14 protein-coding genes are annotated in these 16,900 nt (G+C 46.3%); 9 read left to right on the top strand and 5 right to left on the bottom strand.

Annotated elements, in window-relative coordinates; all coding sequences use genetic code 11:
* Positions 1 to 72: 72 nt before the first annotated feature.
* The 4 genes from H9626_RS05095 to H9626_RS05080 are packed head-to-tail and all read right to left on the bottom strand — an operon-like array spanning position 73 to position 4,401.
* Positions 73 to 1,386 (bottom strand): aminotransferase class I/II-fold pyridoxal phosphate-dependent enzyme, encoded by a 1,314-nt coding sequence (locus tag H9626_RS05095; protein ID WP_178256030.1) that lies wholly within the window; start codon positions 1,384 to 1,386, stop codon positions 73 to 75.
* Positions 1,383 to 1,979: an indolepyruvate oxidoreductase subunit beta gene (locus H9626_RS05090; protein ID WP_191709766.1), complete on the bottom strand. Its 597-nt coding sequence runs from the start codon at positions 1,977 to 1,979 to the stop codon at positions 1,383 to 1,385. The genes H9626_RS05095 and H9626_RS05090 overlap by 4 nt, the downstream gene beginning before the upstream one ends.
* Entirely contained in the window at positions 1,976 to 3,595 is a 1,620-nt protein-coding gene (locus H9626_RS05085; protein ID WP_191709765.1) for a thiamine pyrophosphate-dependent enzyme, read from the bottom strand. Before H9626_RS05085 ends, H9626_RS05090 begins: the two co-directional genes overlap by 4 nt.
* Positions 3,596 to 3,639: 44 nt before the next feature.
* Positions 3,640 to 4,401, bottom strand: a complete 762-nt coding sequence (locus H9626_RS05080; RefSeq protein WP_191709764.1) for an amidohydrolase — start codon at positions 4,399 to 4,401, stop codon at positions 3,640 to 3,642.
* Positions 4,402 to 4,774: 373 nt separating this feature from the next.
* On the opposite strand from H9626_RS05080, the gene lysS reads away from it, so the two are divergent.
* The 4 genes from lysS (at position 4,775) to H9626_RS05060 (ending at position 9,737) form a co-directional block, all read left to right on the top strand.
* Positions 4,775 to 6,496: a lysine--tRNA ligase gene (lysS, locus tag H9626_RS05075; protein WP_191709763.1), complete on the top strand. Its 1,722-nt coding sequence runs from the start codon at positions 4,775 to 4,777 to the stop codon at positions 6,494 to 6,496.
* Between the two features lie 68 nt (positions 6,497 to 6,564).
* On the top strand, positions 6,565 to 7,560 hold the full coding sequence (locus tag H9626_RS05070; RefSeq protein WP_178257399.1) for an NAD(P)H-dependent glycerol-3-phosphate dehydrogenase: 996 nt from the start codon (positions 6,565 to 6,567) through the stop codon (positions 7,558 to 7,560).
* Positions 7,561 to 7,573: 13 nt separating this feature from the next.
* Positions 7,574 to 8,920 carry a glucose-6-phosphate isomerase gene (locus H9626_RS05065; protein ID WP_178257398.1) on the top strand — a complete coding sequence of 449 codons (1,347 nt, stop codon included), beginning with the start codon at positions 7,574 to 7,576 and terminating at the stop codon, positions 8,918 to 8,920.
* Between the two features lie 91 nt (positions 8,921 to 9,011).
* Positions 9,012 to 9,737 (top strand): inorganic diphosphatase, encoded by a 726-nt coding sequence (locus H9626_RS05060; protein ID WP_191709762.1) that lies wholly within the window; start codon positions 9,012 to 9,014, stop codon positions 9,735 to 9,737.
* 161 nt (positions 9,738 to 9,898) lie between these two features.
* On the opposite strand, the gene recQ is transcribed toward H9626_RS05060, so the two are convergent.
* Positions 9,899 to 11,737, bottom strand: a complete 1,839-nt coding sequence (gene recQ, locus H9626_RS05055; protein ID WP_191709872.1) for a DNA helicase RecQ — start codon at positions 11,735 to 11,737, stop codon at positions 9,899 to 9,901.
* Between the two features lie 186 nt (positions 11,738 to 11,923).
* On the opposite strand from recQ, the gene H9626_RS05050 reads away from it, so the two are divergent.
* The 5 genes from H9626_RS05050 to H9626_RS05030 are packed head-to-tail and all read left to right on the top strand — an operon-like array spanning position 11,924 to position 16,877.
* Entirely contained in the window at positions 11,924 to 12,391 is a 468-nt protein-coding gene (locus tag H9626_RS05050) for a helix-turn-helix domain-containing protein (protein WP_191709761.1), read from the top strand.
* A gap of 11 nt (positions 12,392 to 12,402) precedes the next feature.
* Positions 12,403 to 14,373: a dipeptidyl-peptidase 3 family protein gene (locus H9626_RS05045; RefSeq protein WP_191709760.1), complete on the top strand. Its 1,971-nt coding sequence runs from the start codon at positions 12,403 to 12,405 to the stop codon at positions 14,371 to 14,373.
* Positions 14,374 to 14,415: 42 nt separating this feature from the next.
* Complete coding sequence (locus tag H9626_RS05040) at positions 14,416 to 15,087, top strand: DNA alkylation repair protein (protein WP_191709759.1); 672 nt, start codon at positions 14,416 to 14,418, stop codon at positions 15,085 to 15,087.
* A gap of 43 nt (positions 15,088 to 15,130) precedes the next feature.
* Positions 15,131 to 15,598, top strand: coding sequence for a Fur family transcriptional regulator (locus tag H9626_RS05035; protein WP_178257393.1), 468 nt, complete (start codon positions 15,131 to 15,133; stop codon positions 15,596 to 15,598).
* A 10-nt stretch (positions 15,599 to 15,608) separates the two neighbouring features.
* The gene (locus tag H9626_RS05030) at positions 15,609 to 16,877 is read left to right on the top strand and encodes an adenylosuccinate synthase (protein ID WP_191709758.1); all 1,269 of its coding nucleotides are present in this window, start codon (positions 15,609 to 15,611) and stop codon (positions 16,875 to 16,877) included.
* Positions 16,878 to 16,900 lie beyond the last annotated feature (23 nt).

Below are 16,900 nucleotides of genomic sequence, written 5' to 3'. Positions count from 1 at the left end.
CGTTAACATAGGCTGTGAATAACGAGCGGCGTAACCATACTCTGTTATCACTCCTTTATATACATTATTAATTTATATCGGGTGGTCTTCGCGGAAAGCTTTCATTCTTTCTTCCAGTATCGGGTAAAGCTCTTCGCGCATACGCGATGTGCAGGCACGCACTCCTTGCTGGTCACTGCCGGTAGTAGACAGCGAAATGCTGCTTACGCCGTAATACATCAGTTCGCAAAGCAATTCACCGCCCGTCATGCCGGGATAGCCGAGGGTGAAAAAGAATCCGTCGCCCACGCGCTGAGTAACGTCGCGGTCGTAAACGATGGTAAAGCCGTTGTCCGTAAAGATTTGTTTCATGCGGCGTGCACGGCGTTCGTATTCGCGCACATCTTCTACGAAATTGATTTCTCCCGATACCGAGCGGTTCAGCATTTCAGCCATGGCATATTGCGTAGTAGCCGTACAGCCCGACGTAATCATATACATGATGGAAGCAATAAACGTAGGACCGAACACGCCGGAGTCTTCGTATCTTTGGGCGAGGGCAGGGTATTGCTTGTCGAACAGCTTGTCAGAAACGCAAGCCAACGCGATACGCTGTCCGGCATAGCTGAATATTTTTGAGGCAGACAGCATCAGGATATAGTTATCCGTGTATCTTGCGACGGTGGGCACAAAAGGAGCTGTGTACGGACGACCGAATGCGTGGCGGAAATCCATGCAGAAGTAGGCTTGGTCTTCCAATACCACAGCATCGTACCGGGTAGCCAGTGCGCCGATGATTTGCAGTTCTTCTTCTTCCAAGCAAATCCATGCCGGATTGTTGGGGTTAGAGTACACAATGGCAGCGATGTCGCCTTTTTCGAGGAAACTTTCCAACTTCGGGCGTAAAGCCTGCCCGCGGAAATCGTGGATGTCGAACCATTCCCATCCGATACCGAGGATGCGAAGCTGGGATTTCTGTATCGGGAATCCCGGATCGATAAACAATACTTTATCTTTACCCGGAATGCGTTGGGTACAGGCGATAAATGCTCCGAACGAAGCGGCTACTGAGCCGGTGGTAGGCAGGCAGGCGCGGGGAGAAATGTCGATATCAATAAATGCCTTGACAAAACGTGAAGCAGCCTCTTTCAGCTCTGCTACTCCCGCTGCGGCAGGATATTGCGCACCCACTCCGCGGTCGAGCGCAGCCTTTTCTGCTTCAATGCCTATGCGGTTGGCGGGTAATCCGGGCGAGCCTTGATCCATGCGGATAAACGGGATGCCTGTCAACTCTTCCAAGCGGGAAGCTACCAGCAATACGTCGCCGATGGTGGCGTTTTGTAAGTCGGCAACTTTCATTTCTTTGGCTACCGAGGATACTTGTTCCTCGCTGAATACACGACTCATAAGGCAGGCTGGTTAAGACGTTTCACATACTCATACCCGATGTCGAAGGCACGGTAATTGGTCTCTACTACGGCTTCGCCTTTCGATGCAAAGATACGTCCCACGCTTTCACGCAGCGTCTGTACGTCAAGTATCTGAAGAAAAGAAGCTGCTGCGCCAAGCAGAATCACGTTTGCCGATTTGGGCATCTGGTGCTCTTTTGCCAATCCTTCCACATCCAGTGCCACCACGTGAGGCTGGGCGTTCAGTTCAGCCATTAGCTTTTCTTCGTCGGGATAATTCGGTATATTTTTAAACGGAGTAGAAGACGTGATAATCCACCCGTCTTTTCCCAGATACGGCAAATAGCGTAGCGCTTCCATCGGCTCTAACGAAAGAATCATATCGGCAGTGCCGAGCGGTATAAGGTCAGAAGCGATGGACGTATCCGATAAGCGGAGATTCGACTGAACGTCTCCTCCTCTCTGGCTCATTCCGTGAACTTCGGCTTGTTTCAAGGTCAATCCCATGCGGGTGGCCGCTTCGCCGATAATGGTGGCTATTGACAAGATGCCTTGTCCGCCCACTCCTGAAAGTATGATGTCTGTTTTCATTTCTTTTCTGCTCTTTTTTGTTTTAACTTACGGTTGAGAGTCTGCATACATTCGCGGCGCGGGATAATGACAGATACTCCTTTATATTCTATTTCTTCGCGGATGATGCGGGTGATTTCTTCCATGTTTTTCGGAAGAGGAACCACTACGCGCACGTGTTCAGGCTCTACGCCTAACCCCAGACAAATGGCCTCGAATTTGTTGGTTCCGGCAGAATCCTGACCGCCAGTCATGGCAGTAGTCAGGTTATCGGAGATGATTACGGTGATATTGGATTGGTCGTTTACGGCATCCAGCAAGCCTGTCATTCCCGAATGGGTAAAGGTAGAATCGCCGATAACGGCTATGGCAGGAAACAGTCCGGCATCGGCTGCTCCCTTTGCCATTGTGATGGAAGCTCCCATGTCGACACAGCTGTCTAACGCACGGAACGGAGGAAGTGCGCCCAGCGTATAACATCCGATGTCGCCGAATATTTTGGCATCGGGATATCCGGCAGCTACACGGTTCAGTGCGTCGTACACGTCGCGGTGCCCGCATCCATTACAAAGTGCGGGTGGACGAGGAACTACGTTTTGTGCCGCAGCATATACCTGTGCGCCGGCTATGCCCAAAGCTGCTTTCACATTGTCGGGATTTAATTCTCCCGTGCGGGGCAGTTCACCGCTCAATCTTCCTTTCACGATGTATGTCGATGGCAATACTCCTTTAAGCTGTTCTTCTACGAAAGGCTGACCGTCTTCTACTACCAAGATTTCCTTGCAGGTATGAGCCAGCCGGGTTATTTTTTCGGCGGGCAAGGGATATTGAGCTATCTTCAGAAGCGGATAAGGACAACCGTCGGGATAATTCTCCATTACATAATTATATCCGATGCCGCAAGCTATGATACCTTTTTCTGCTGTGCCTCCGGCTGTTACCGACAAGGCATTGTATGAAGTTTCTTCGGCGAGCTTTATAAGTTCGGGTTGAACTTTAATAACTTCTTTGTAACGCTGGCGAGCGTTGGCAGGGAGCAATATCCAGTCGGTGGGGACGGAAGCTCTGCCCGTACAAGCGGTTTCGTTTGCCGCATTTCTTACAGCGACAGCCGCGCGCGAATGTGCCAGACGGGTTACGATACGCATCAATACGGGGAGCTTTTTGCTTTCAGACAGTTCGAAAGCATATCCCATCATGTCGTAAGCCTCTTGTTGGGAAGACGGTTCGAGTATGGGAATCATGGCAAACTTGCCGTAAAAGCGTGAATCTTGTTCGTTTTGTGAAGAGTGCATCGACGGGTCATCGGCAGCTACCACTACAATCCCGCCGTTGACGCCCGTGATGGCAGAATTTACAAAAGCATCGGCACATACATTCATGCCTACATGCTTCATGCATACCAATGCGCGCTTGCCCACGTACGATACGCCCAACGCCGCTTCCATTGCAGTCTTTTCGTTGGTACACCAGCGGCTGTGTACGCCTCGCTCTTTAGCCAGCGGCGATTCTTGGATGTATTCGGTGATTTCGGTCGAAGGAGTACCGGGATAAGCATATACACCGGATATTCCTGCATGGATGGCGCCAAGTGCTATCGCTTGGTCGCCCAATAGTAAGAGTTTGTTGTTTTCCATATTTAGGTATTTGTTTTTATTTTTTTTCGTTCAAAAAGCCGGTTTTATAAAAGGCTGAATCCGTCGGCATCGTCCAGTACGGGGAATTTTTTGCGGAAGCCCTCCAACTCGTTCATGTCGATAACAGCCTCGGCCTCACACGCCGTATCGTCTTCGCAGGCTGCCAATGTTTCGCCGTAAGGATTGATGATGGCGCTTCCGCCGCAGTATTGGCAGGCAGGGTCTTCGCCCACACGGTTCACGGCTATTACGTAACATTGGTTCTCAATAGCCCGTGCGCGTAACAACGTTTTCCATGCTCCGATGCGCGGAGTCGGCCAACTGGCAACGTAAAGGATGGCATCGTAATCTTTCCGGTTGCGCGACCATACAGGGAAACGCAAATCGTAACACACTTGAAGCAAAAAACGTATGCCCCGGTAAGAAACAATAACCCGTTTCGTTCCGTGCGTGTATTGTTTGTGCTCGCCGCCGTAAGTAAATAAATGTTTCTTATCGTAATGCTGCACTTTGCCGTCGGGGTGTACGAAGTAAAAACGGTTGTAATACTTTCCGTCTTCTTCCACTGCGATGCTTCCGGCTATCGCACACCCGCGTTCCGCAGCTTTGCGCTTCATCCATTGCAGGGCCTCGCCCCCGTCTGTTTCTGCCACTCCTTTCGGCTGCGTGCAGAATCCGGTAGAAAACATTTCAGGGAGGACGAATAAATCTCCGTCGGCGTAACGCGATATAATCTCATCTGCGTGTCGGATGTTAGCCGCAGGATTCGTCCAGTGAATATCGGTTTGTAAAATGACAATTTTCATGTTTTTCATAATTTGGTAGAGGTCAAAGGTAAGAAATATTCAGGATAAAATAAATTCTGAATGGGATAAATTAAAAAATTATTATCTTTTGTCCCGCTTGAAACGCTATGGGAAATGTTACTAATCTTATGCGGTAGCGTTGACCTGTTCTACCCATAGAACTTGCTTACGCTTCGGGTAGCGTTTTTTTACCGCTGTAAGGCGGTGGTATGAGCCTTCTGCAAACAGGTGTCTGAGGGGCGGCAAGAGGGGAGAAACATCAGAGGCTTTTCCCCCGTTTTGTGTCGGTATGTATAAAAACTCGCTTGATTATAGGCGAGTTTTGCAAAATGTTTTTTATTTTTGTAGCGAATTTGAGTTAATGCATTAACAGATGAACGTATTAGAGTTAAGTGAACAGGAGATTATCAGACGAAACAGTCTGAACGAGTTGAGAGCGATGGGCATTGAACCTTATCCCGCAGCCGAGTATGTAACAAACGCTTTTTCGACAGATATAAAAGCCGAATTTAAAGATGACGAGGCAGAACCGCGTAAGGTATCAGTGGCAGGACGAATCATGTCGCGCCGCGTAATGGGAAAGGCTTCTTTCATCGAACTTCAAGACTCTAAAGGTCGTATCCAAGTCTATATTACCCGCGATGATATCTGTCCGGGTGAAAATAAAGATTTATATAATGTAGTGTTTAAACGATTGCTCGATTTGGGCGACTTTATAGGCATCGAAGGATTTGTGTTCCGTACGCAGATGGGGGAAATTTCTATTCATGCACAGAAATTGACAGTCCTCTCGAAATCCATCCGTCCGCTTCCTATCGTGAAGTACAAAGACGGCGTGGCGTACGACAAGTTTGAAGACCCCGAACTGCGTTATCGTCAGCGTTACGTCGACCTCGTGGTAAACGACGGCGTGAAAGACATCTTCCTGAAACGCTCAAGAGTATATAAGTCCATGCGCGAGTATTTCGACGCAAAAGGATATGTAGAAGTAGAAACTCCTATTCTTCAGGCTATCCCCGGAGGAGCGGCGGCACGTCCGTTCATCACTCACCATAACGCACTGGATATTCCGCTTTATATGCGTATCGCCAGCGAACTTTACTTGAAACGTCTGATAGTAGGCGGTTTCGAGGGCGTTTACGAAATCGGTAAAAACTTCCGTAACGAAGGTATGGACCGTACGCACAATCCGGAGTTTACCTGCATGGAAATCTATGTAGCTTACAAGGATTATAACTGGATGATGAAGTTTACCGAACAGATGATTGAAAAAATCTGTCTGGACGTAAACGGTACTACCGAAGTGCAGGTAGGCGAAAACCTGATAAACTTCAAGGCTCCGTATAAGCGCGTAACGATGCTTGATTCCATCAAAGAATTTACGGGCTATGACCTTACGGGCATGGATGAAGACCAGATTCGCGAAGTGTGCCGGAAACTGAATATGGAGATAGACGACACGATGGGCAAGGGCAAGCTGATTGACGAAATCTTCGGCGAGTTCTGTGAAGGTCACTACATCCAGCCTACGTTTATCACCGACTATCCGAAGGAGATGTCTCCGCTTACGAAACGTCATCGCACAAACCCCGAACTGACCGAACGCTTCGAACTGATGGTGAACGGAAAAGAGTTGTGTAACGCTTATTCGGAACTGAACGACCCGATAGACCAGTTGGAACGCTTTGAAGAACAGATGCGTCTGAGCGAGAAAGGAGACGATGAAGCAATGGTTATTGACAAAGACTTTGTCCGTGCATTGGAATACGGTATGCCTCCTACTTCGGGTATGGGTATCGGTATGGACCGTCTTACAATGCTGATGACCGGTCAGAGCACCATTCAGGAAGTATTATTCTTCCCGCAAATGCGTCCTGAAAAAGTAGTCCCGAAGGATGCTCCTGCCAAGTTTATGGAATTGGGTATCCCCGAAGAATGGGTTCCCGTAATCCAGAAAGCAGGATATAACATGGTGGCAGACATGAAAGAGGTTAATCCTCAGAAGTTGCACCAAGATATTTGTGGTATAAATAAGAAATATAAATTAGGACTGACTAATCCGTCTGTTGAAGAAGTTGCTAACTGGACGAAATAAATTGGAAATGGGGATTTGATAACGATTCGATTCACAATTCCCCATTTTTGATTTTCAATTAAATTGATATGAAATTACCCGGTAAAATAGCAATCATGGGTGGAGGAAGCTGGGCTACTGCTATCGCTAAGATTATATTAGCCCAAGCAGACACGATAAACTGGTATATGCGCCGTGACGATAGGATAGAAGACTTCAAGCGGCTGGGGCATAATCCGGCTTATCTGACGAGCGTACGTTTCGACGTGAAGCGTATCAGCTTTTCTTCAGACATAAACAAGGTAGTGCGCGAATCAGACACGCTGATATTCGTCACTCCCTCGCCATATCTGAAAAGCCACCTGAAGAAGCTAAAAACCAAGTTAAAGGATAAGTTCATCGTTACCGCCATTAAGGGAATCGTCCCCGATGAAAATATGATAATTTCCGATTATTTCCATAAGGTATACGACGTTCCCGAAGAAAATATTGCAGTTTTGGCTGGACCATGCCATGCCGAAGAAATCGCATTGGAGCGGCTTTCTTATCTCACCGTGGGGTGTAAGGACATAGAGAAAGCGCGGCTCTTTGCACGTCAGCTTTCAGGACACTACGTTAAAACATCGGTCAATACCGATGTGGCAGGCATCGAATATGCTTCCGTATTAAAGAATGTATATGCGATAGCAGCCGGTATTTGCAGTGGGCTGAAGTATGGCGATAATTTCCAAGCGGTATTGGTTTCTAACGCCTTACAGGAAATGAACCGTTTCCTTGATACGGTTCATCCGGTGAATCGTTGTACGAATGATTCAGCCTATTTGGGCGATTTGCTTGTAACGGCTTATTCCAATTTCAGCCGAAACCGTGTATTCGGAACGATGATAGGTAAGGGATATTCCGTAAAGAGCGCTCAGATTGAAATGGAGATGATAGCCGAAGGATATTACGGAACAAAGTGCATTAAAGAGTTGAACAAGCATCTGCATGTCAATATGCCGATAGTGGATGCGGTTTATAATATCCTTTACGAACGCATTGCTCCGATGATCGAGATTAAATTATTAACTGATTCATTCAGATAAAATACAGATAGTTATGGGAAACATTACACTTAACGTCGAAAAAACTTTAGGGTTTATCACGAAAGAAAGTTTGGCTGCTTATGAGCCGAAAGTGAAAGAATGTATGGAAACTTTAGAGAAAGGCACGGGACTGGGAAATGATTTTCTGGGCTGGTTACATTTGCCTTCTTCGATAACTAAAGAACATTTGGCCGACCTGAAAGCGACTGCTGAAACACTCCGCCAGAATTGCGAAGTTGTGGTGGTAGCCGGTATCGGAGGTAGCTATTTAGGTGCACGCGCCGTTATCGAAGCCATGTCGAACAGTTTCCTGTGGCTGGAAGAAAAGAAAGCCGGACAACCGATTATCGTTTTTGCCGGACATAACATTGGCGAGGATTATTTGGCTGAACTTACTGAATTCTTGAAAAATAAAAAATTTGGTGTTATCAATATTTCAAAGTCGGGTACAACTACCGAAACTGCTCTTGCGTTCCGCCTGCTGAAAAAGCAATGCGAAGACCAGCGCGGCAAAGAAATGGCGCGTAAGGTCATTGTAGCTGTAACCGATGCCAAGAAAGGGGCAGCCCGTGTAACGGCTGACAAAGAGGGGTATAAGTCATTCATCATCCCTGATAACGTAGGAGGTCGTTTCTCTGTACTTACTCCGGTAGGTTTGCTTCCGATAGCCGTTGCCGGTATCGACATCGAACAGTTGGTAGCCGGAGCCTGCGAAATGGAAAAAGTATGTGCGAACGAAAATATGATGGAAAATCCTGCTGCTCTTTATGCAGCTACCCGTAACGAACTTTACAAGGAAGGCAAGAAAATTGAAATCCTTGTAAACTTCCAGCCTAAACTTCATTACTTCATGGAGTGGTGGAAACAACTTTACGGTGAGTCGGAAGGAAAGGATAACAAAGGTATTTATCCCAGCTCAGTAGATTTTTCTACCGACCTTCACTCTATGGGACAATGGATTCAGCAAGGTGAACGTACGATTTTCGAAACCGTGGTGTCTGTCGAAACTCCGAACCACGAACTCCGTGTACCGACAGATGAAGAAAACCTCGACGGTTTGAACTTCCTTGCAGGCAAGCGTGTAGACGAAGTAAACAAGATGGCAGAACTGGGTACGCAGCTGGCACACGTTGACGGTGGAGTTCCTAACCTGCGTGTAAGTGTCCCTGTACTTAACGAATATTATTTGGGACAGTTGATTTATTTCTTCGAAAAGGCTTGCGGTATCAGCGGTTACCTGCTGGGTGTCAATCCGTTTAACCAGCCGGGCGTAGAGGCATATAAGAAAAACATGTTTGCTCTTTTGAACAAGCCGGGTTATGAAAAAGAATCAGAAGCTATTCAGGCACGGTTGAAATAAGCCGAAAGCGTTGGAAATGGAGAATTAAGCCTTTAATTCTCCATTTTCTTTTTGTTTTAAATATATCATTTTCCATTTTAAACTACAAACAGTGTACGAACAAGCTATTACCCAATATCTTCAAACTCATAAGTATCCTTCTATTTCATTAAAAGCCGTTCTTTTCGATATGGACGGTGTTCTGTTTGATTCGATGAAGAATCATGCTGCTGCTTGGCATGAGGCTATGCAACTTTACGGTATGACGCTAAGTCCTGAAGAGGCTTATCTGCACGAAGGGCGTACCGGAGCTTCGACCATTAATATCGTCAGTCTGCGTGAGCGCGGACATGAAGCTACCGAGGCTGAGATTAAGGAAATCTATCAAACCAAAAGCGATATTTTTTCTCGGCTGGCGAAGCCTGAACGGATGCCGGGGGCTTACGAAGTGTTGCTTAAAATCAAACAAGAGGGACTTATTCCGATGGTAGTGACCGGGTCGGGACAGAAATCGCTGCTGGATAAGTTGAACCATCATTTCCCTGATATATTCAAGCCCGAACTGATGGTAACGGCGTTCGATGTGAAATATGGCAAACCCAATCCCGAACCTTACCTGATGGCGCTTCGGAAAGCAGGGATTCAACCTAATGAAGCGATTGTTGTAGAGAATGCTCCGCTGGGCGTGCGTGCCGGAGTGGCGGCAGGTATTTTTACCGTGGCAGTCAATACGGGGCCTCTGCCCGATAAGACTTTGTTAGACGAAGGAGCAGATTTGTTATTCCCTTCTATGCCAGCGTTTAACGAGGCTTGGGAAACTTTTTATTCCGAGCTGTGACAGCGATTTTTCAGTGTGGCGGGCTGCCGTTTTTTTTATCCCATAGCGAAGGGAAATTCTATTCGGAAGACGACCACTTTCTATTCGGAAGGTAATCACTTTCTATGGGTAAGAATCGAACACTTTACCCATAGAAATTTTAAGAACTGTTTTAAGACGGATTACCGCTTGTTTTCCGCTTTATACGCTTCTATTGCTTCAATAAAATCTTTACCGTATTTCTTCTTTTTGTATTCACCTATTCCGCTTATCTCGCCGAAAGCATCGAGCGTGCGGGGCTGACGTGAAGCGAGTAAGTGTAATGTCTTGTCGGATAGTACGATGTAGGAAGGAATAGCCTGTTGGTCGGCAAGCTGTTTGCGCAGTTGGCGCAGCGTCTCAAACAGTTGTTCATCTTCATCTTCGAAGATTGCAGGAATAAGGGTGGGGATGACCGGTTGCAACGAAACATCTTTCCGCGTACTCTTGCGCGATGGCTTGACGGTACGTTCCTCTCGCTTGATTACAACCAATTGTGCCGTGGCGTGTCCGAACAAGACTTTCCTGCCGGCTTCCGTAATTTTCAGATGGTTGTTTTCGTTGTAAGCCACCTCAAAATATCCCAAGTTCAACATCTGCAAAAGGTAATCCTGCCAGTCGCGGGCCGGGATGTCACGTCCTGCTCCGTAAGTCTTCAGTTTGTCGTATCCCTTGTCAATGATTTCCTGCGTAACGGCTCCTTTCAGAATATCCGTCAGCGTGCGCGTTCCTACCTGCTGGTCGGTGCGGGCGATGGCACTCAAGGCTTTCTGTACGATGATAGTGCCGTCGAAACGTTCGGGAGGGTTGCGGCAAACGTCGCAATTCCCGCAGTCGTGGTCTGCCGTCTCGCCGAAATAGTTCAACAAGATACGCCGTCGGCAAATATCCGATTCGGCATACTGCTGCATACGGTTCAGCTTTTCCAAATTAATATCCTGCTGTTTGCTTTCGGCAGCAAATTTAGAAAGCAGAACGATGTCGCCGAACGAGTAAAACAACAACGTGTCGCTGGGCAATCCGTCGCGTCCGGCTCTTCCTATCTCTTGATAAAAACTTTCAATGCTTTTGGGCAAGTTGTAATGGATAACCCACCGTACGTTCGATTTGTCTATTCCCATTCCGAAAGCGATGGTGGCACAAACTATCTGTACGCGGTCATTGATGAAGTCGTCTTGTGCTTTTTCGCGCTCCAAGTTGTCTAACCCCGCGTGATAAACTGCCACTTTGAATCCTTTCTCTTCAAGCAGCTCCGCCACCTTCTCCGTTCCGTTCCGGCTCATGCAGTAGATGATGCCGCTTTCGCCGGGATGACGTTCGATGAACTTTACGATGGCGCGTATCTTCTCTTTTTGCTGGTATCCGCGTTTCACTTCGAGGCTTAGGTTGGGGCGGTCGAACGAAGAAATAAAAATCTGCGGGTCGCGCATGGCGAGCTGCCGAAGAATATCCTGACGAGTAATTTTATCGGCAGTAGCCGTAAGTGCTACGATGGGGACTTGTGGAAACTGTTGGCGGAGCACCTTCAGCTGCGTGTATTCCGGACGGAAATCATGCCCCCACTGTGAGATGCAATGTGCCTCGTCGATGGCAAAGAGTGAAATTTTGATGTCCCGTAAAAGAAAACCTACCTCCGACAGCAGACGTTCGGGCGATATATACAGCAGTTTTATTTTCCCCTGCGCACACTCAAGCCTCAAATTCGCATTTTCCGTTTCATTGTTGCTGCTGTTCAGTGCTCTTGCCGCTATTCCGTTTGCCTGAAGAGACTCCACTTGGTCTTTCATCAGCGAGATAAGCGGTGAAACCACAATGGCAGTTCCTTCCATCATCAGGGCGGGAAGTTGGTAACAGATGGATTTTCCTCCTCCCGTGGGCATCAGTACGAGCGTATCTTTTTTATTGAGGATGCAAGAGATGATTTCTTGCTGCAAAGGGCGGAATTGTGTATATCCAAAGTAAGTTTTTAATGTTTTTAGCATCATGAATCGATATAAAAATATAAGTGGTGTGCAAAGATAGACAATTTGCCGGGAAGAAAAGAAAGTTGTCAGGCGTAAAAAAATAGTAAGAAGATTGTAATTGAAATGAAAAAATATACCCGTTTCTATTGTGAATTAAAAAACTTCTGCCCAAATTTGTAAAACTTAATTTTTAATGAACAAGAGATGAGAGAGACTGAAGACAAGCAAACGCAAGTACAGGCATCTGAGAAGAAATTGCCTTATAACTTGCGAGAACGGAAAATTGTAAAGGCTGCCTATCGCGAGATGATACGTGCGGAACTGGCAGACAAGTTGTATGACGATATTTTAAGTATCATCGTAGCGCGAAAGAAGTACAAAGACCCCAATTACTGTGCGCGGGATTTGGCAAAAGACCTGAAGACCAACACCCGCTACCTGTCCGGAGTTATCAATTCGCGTTTTGGCATGAACTACACGTGTCTGGTAAATGAATATCGCATACGCGACGCCAAACATTTGTTGGTAGATAAACGATACGCCGATAAAACCATAGAGGAAATCAGTGCGATGGTAGGTTTTGCCAATCGCCAGTCGTTTTATGCGGCTTTCTTTAAACATGTGGGGGGAACACCTCGCGAGTATCGAATTAATCATACACCCAAAAAGTAAGTTTTACACTGATGGAACAGTTGACAGAAGATTCGTCGTTCGACTATATTGTAGAGCAGTTTGCCGATTTGCAACTGTTGCGTTACCGGGTTCCCGGTTTCGAAACATTGTCGTTGCAGCGTAAACAGTTGATATATTATTTGTCGCAAGCGGCTTTGGAAGGTAGAGATATTCTGTTCGATCAAAACGGTAAATATAACCTGCAAATTCGTCGCTTGTTTGAAGCTGTTTACTTGCATTATCAGGGAGACCGTACAGCATCGGCTTTCCATGAACTGGAGGTTTACCTGAAGCGAGTATGGTTTTCGAACGGCATTCACCATCATTATGCGTGCGATAAGTTTGTACCCGGATTTACAGCCGACTACCTGTCGGATGTGATTCTCTCTTTGCCCGCGGCGTACCTGCCGCTGGGCGAAGGAGAAACGGTGCAAACGATGTGTGATAAACTTTTCCCCGTTATTTTCAATCCTTCCGTGATGCCAAAGCGGGTAAATCAAGCCGACGGAGAAGATTTGGTTTTAACCTCGGCTGCAAACTATTATGAGGGAGTAACCCAAAAAGAGGCGGAAGACTTTTATGCGGCTCTGAAAGCTCCTGACGATGAGCAACCCGTAATGTACGGCATGAACAGCCGGCTGGTGAAAGAAAACGGAACGGTGAAAGAGCAAGTCTGGAAAATAGGGGGCATGTATGATGCCGCTCTGCGTAAGATAGTAGGATGGCTGGAAAAGGCGGAAGATGTAGCGGAAAACGATGCACAGCGGCAAGTCATCCGCCTGTTGATCGATTTCTATCACACCGGAGACCTGAAAATTTTTGATGCTTATTCCATCGCGTGGCTGAAGGATACAGACTCGATGGTAGACTTCGTGAATGGCTTTATCGAAAGTTATGGCGACCCGTTGGGCATGAAAGCCAGTTGGGAGTCAATCGTGAACTTCAAAGACATGGAGGCTACCCGGCGTACTGAAACCATCAGTAACAACGCCCAGTGGTTTGAAGACCATTCGCCAGTAGATTCTCGCTTTAAAAAAGAAACGGTGAAAGGTGTTTCGGCAAAGGTGATAACTGCTGCCATACTGGCGGGCGATTTGTATCCGAGTACCGCTATCGGCATTAATCTGCCGAACTCGAACTGGATTCGAAGCGTACACGGCTCAAAGTCTGTAACCATTGGTAATCTGACTGCTGCCTATAATCAGGCGGCACGAGGCAATGGCTTCCGCGAAGAATTCGTGTACAGTGATGTGGAAAGAGCATTATTGAATAAGTATGCCGACCTGACCGATGATTTGCATACCGACCTTCATGAATGTTTGGGACACGGCTCCGGAAAATTATTACCCGGTGTCGACCCCGATGCGCTGAAGGCATACGGGGCAACAATCGAAGAAGCTCGTGCCGATTTGTTCGGACTTTATTACCTGCCTGATGAAAAAATGGTGGAACTCGGACTGACCCCTGACTCGGAAGCCTATAAAGCGGAATATTATGCGTATATGATGAATGGTCTGATGACTCAACTGGTACGTATCGAGCCGGGATGTACGGTGGAGGAAGCCCACATGCGTAATCGGCAGTTGATAGCACGCTGGAGCTTGGAGCACGGACTTGCCGACCGGGTAGTGGAGTGGGTGAAACGCGACGGGAAAACTTACGTACGTATCAATGATTATGTAAAACTCCGCGGACTGTTCGGACAACTGTTGGCAGAAATCCAACGGATTAAGAGCGAAGGAGATTATGAGGCAGCTCGCCGCTTGGTTGAAACCTATGCCGTAAAAGTAGACGCGAAACTCCATACCGAAGTGTTGGAACGCTATCGCGCTTTACATCTTGCTCCTTATAAGGGCTTTGTCAATCCGGTATATACGCCGGAAACCGACGGCGAGGGAAATATCATAGACGTAAAGATTAGTTATGCAGAGGGCTATGCCGAGCAGATGTTGCGGTATAGTCGGGACTACTCAAATCTGTAGCCGCCGAAGCAAGTATCTTTATTATGTAAATCGGATTTACTTATGCATGAAACTCTTAAAGAAATAAAATCAAAGCTCCGGCTTTATATGAACGGCATGATTTCGCAAAGTATGCGAGACAAAGGGATGGACTATAAATTGAATTTCGGAATCGAATATCCCCGTATCAAGGAAATTGCGGCGGAATACGAACCGAATCATGATTTGGCACAGGCTCTTTGGAAAGAAAATATTCGCGAATGTAAAATCATGGCGGGACTGCTCCAGCCGGTTGACTCCTTTTATCAGGACATCGCTGAAATATGGATTGAAGACATTCATTATCCGGAATTGGCAGAATATACGGTAATGAATCTTTTCCAACACCTGCCGTATGCTTCCGAAGTGATTTTCCCGTGGATGGCAAACGAGCGTGAGTATTTTCAGGTATGCGGTTTCTTATTGACGGCACGTTTGATTATGCAAGGCTTGCAGTTGGACGACCGGGCAGAAGCCGAGTTTTTCGACCAAGCCTTTACCGGGTTGGAAAGTGACTCATTACAAGTGCGAAAAGCTGCGGCAACCGCCTTGCGTAAGTATGGAACACGTTCGAAAAATAATTGGAAAAAGATAAGCCGCCCGTTAGGACTTTTGTGTAAATCGGATAAGCCGGATGTATGTGCCTTAGCCGATGAAATAAAAAATGAGATAGAATATTGTTTGCAATCTTTCTAAATTACACAAAAAAGGTTATCTTTGGACGTTGAACGATAATGGCATGGAAGAGAATGTAAAAGAAACGGTGAAACAGATACTAACGGAGTATCTGCAAAAAAACGGACATCGAAAAACGCCCGAACGTTATGCTATATTGGATACGATTTATTCGATAAAGGGACATTTCGATATAGACATGCTGTATAGTTACATGGCGGAAAAAGAAAAATTCCGTGTAAGCCGTGCCACTCTTTATAATACTATCATATTGCTGATTGATGCCGGACTGATTATTAAACACCAGTTTGGAAATACATCTCAGTATGAACGTTCGTATAAGAATGAAACCCATCATCATCTGATTTGTACAGGCTGTGGGAAAGTGACGGAGTTTGAAGATGAAAATTTGAAGCAAGCCATAGCACAAACGAAATTGAAAAATTTTCATGCTTCTCACTATTCGTTATACATTTATGGGTTATGCAGCAAATGTATGGGAGGAAAACGTAGAAAAAACAAACTAAAATAGAAAAATTATCATGAAAGTAGATGTTTTATTAGGTTTGCAGTGGGGCGATGAAGGCAAGGGTAAAGTTGTCGATGTATTGACTCCCCGTTATGATGTAGTAGCTCGTTTTCAGGGCGGACCGAATGCAGGCCATACTCTTGAGTTCGAAGGTCAGAAGTATGTACTCCGTTCTATTCCTTCAGGAATATTTCAGGGTGATAAAATAAATATAATAGGAAACGGTGTTGTGCTTGACCCCGCTTTGTTTAAAGCTGAGGCCGAAGCATTGGAAGCCAGCGGACATCCGTTGAAAGAACGTTTGCATATATCAAAGAAAGCTCATCTTATCTTGCCTACTCACCGTATTTTGGATGCAGCTTATGAGGCTGCTAAAGGCGATGCCAAAGTAGGTACTACGGGTAAAGGTATTGGTCCTACTTACACGGATAAGGTTAGTCGTAACGGTTTGCGTGTAGGCGATATCCTTCATGATTTTGAAGCAAAATATGCTGCTGCAAAGGCCCGTCATGAAAAGATTTTGAAGAGCCTGAACTACGAATACGATGTTACCGATTTGGAAAAGACATGGCTGGAAGGTATTGAATACCTGCGTCAGTTCCATTTGGTAGATAGCGAACATGAAGTAAACAATCTGCTGAAAGAAGGAAAAAGCGTATTGTGTGAGGGTGCTCAAGGAACAATGCTCGATGTTGATTTCGGTTCTTATCCGTTTGTTACTTCCTCTAATACCGTTTGTGCAGGTGCATGTACCGGTTTGGGTATTGCTCCGAATAAAATAGGAGAGGTGTATGGCATCATGAAGGCTTATTGCACACGTGTAGGAGCAGGTCCGTTCCCTACTGAATTATTTGATGAAACCGGCAAAACCATTCGCGATTTAGGACATGAATACGGAGCTGTTACCGGACGTGAACGTCGCTGCGGATGGGTAGACTTGGTTGCCTTGCGTTATTCCATCATGGTAAACGGCGTAACCCAGCTTATCCTGATGAAGAGCGATGTGCTTGATGGCTTCGATACGATAAAAGCATGTGTGGCATACAAGGTAAACGGAGAGGAAATCGATTATTTCCCCTATGATATTTCCGAAGGTGTGGAACCTGTTTATGTGGAAATGCCCGGATGGAAGACAGACATGACTCACATGACCAGCGAAGATGAATTCCCCGAAGAGTTTAATGCTTATATCTCATTCTTGGAGGAACAACTTGGTGCGCCCATTAAGATTGTTTCTGTAGGTCCCGACCGTGAACAAACGATTGAACGCTATACAGAATAAACAAGAATAGTTGCTTTAGTTAG

It is taken from the genome of Phocaeicola faecium (assembly GCF_014837055.1).
GTDB classification, from domain to species: domain Bacteria; phylum Bacteroidota; class Bacteroidia; order Bacteroidales; family Bacteroidaceae; genus Phocaeicola; species Phocaeicola gallinarum.
Note: the sequence above shows the minus strand (reverse complement) of the source record. Positions and strands in the feature narration are given on the sequence as shown.

Coding starts and splice junctions, on each gene's coding strand:
- H9626_RS05080 (WP_191709764.1), bottom strand. CDS start 4,401: ATGAAAATTGTCATTTTACAAACCGATATTCACTGGACGAATCCTGCG.
- lysS (WP_191709763.1), top strand. CDS start 4,775: ATGAACGTATTAGAGTTAAGTGAACAGGAGATTATCAGACGAAACAGT.
- H9626_RS05065 (WP_178257398.1), top strand. CDS start 7,574: ATGGGAAACATTACACTTAACGTCGAAAAAACTTTAGGGTTTATCACG.
- H9626_RS05090 (WP_191709766.1), bottom strand. CDS start 1,979: ATGAAAACAGACATCATACTTTCAGGAGTGGGCGGACAAGGCATCTTG.
- H9626_RS05070 (WP_178257399.1), top strand. CDS start 6,565: ATGAAATTACCCGGTAAAATAGCAATCATGGGTGGAGGAAGCTGGGCT.
- H9626_RS05085 (WP_191709765.1), bottom strand. CDS start 3,595: ATGGAAAACAACAAACTCTTACTATTGGGCGACCAAGCGATAGCACTT.
- H9626_RS05035 (WP_178257393.1), top strand. CDS start 15,131: ATGGAAGAGAATGTAAAAGAAACGGTGAAACAGATACTAACGGAGTAT.
- H9626_RS05050 (WP_191709761.1), top strand. CDS start 11,924: ATGAGAGAGACTGAAGACAAGCAAACGCAAGTACAGGCATCTGAGAAG.
- H9626_RS05095 (WP_178256030.1), bottom strand. CDS start 1,386: ATGAGTCGTGTATTCAGCGAGGAACAAGTATCCTCGGTAGCCAAAGAA.
- H9626_RS05045 (WP_191709760.1), top strand. CDS start 12,403: ATGGAACAGTTGACAGAAGATTCGTCGTTCGACTATATTGTAGAGCAG.
- H9626_RS05040 (WP_191709759.1), top strand. CDS start 14,416: ATGCATGAAACTCTTAAAGAAATAAAATCAAAGCTCCGGCTTTATATG.
- H9626_RS05030 (WP_191709758.1), top strand. CDS start 15,609: ATGAAAGTAGATGTTTTATTAGGTTTGCAGTGGGGCGATGAAGGCAAG.
- recQ (WP_191709872.1), bottom strand. CDS start 11,737: ATGCTAAAAACATTAAAAACTTACTTTGGATATACACAATTCCGCCCT.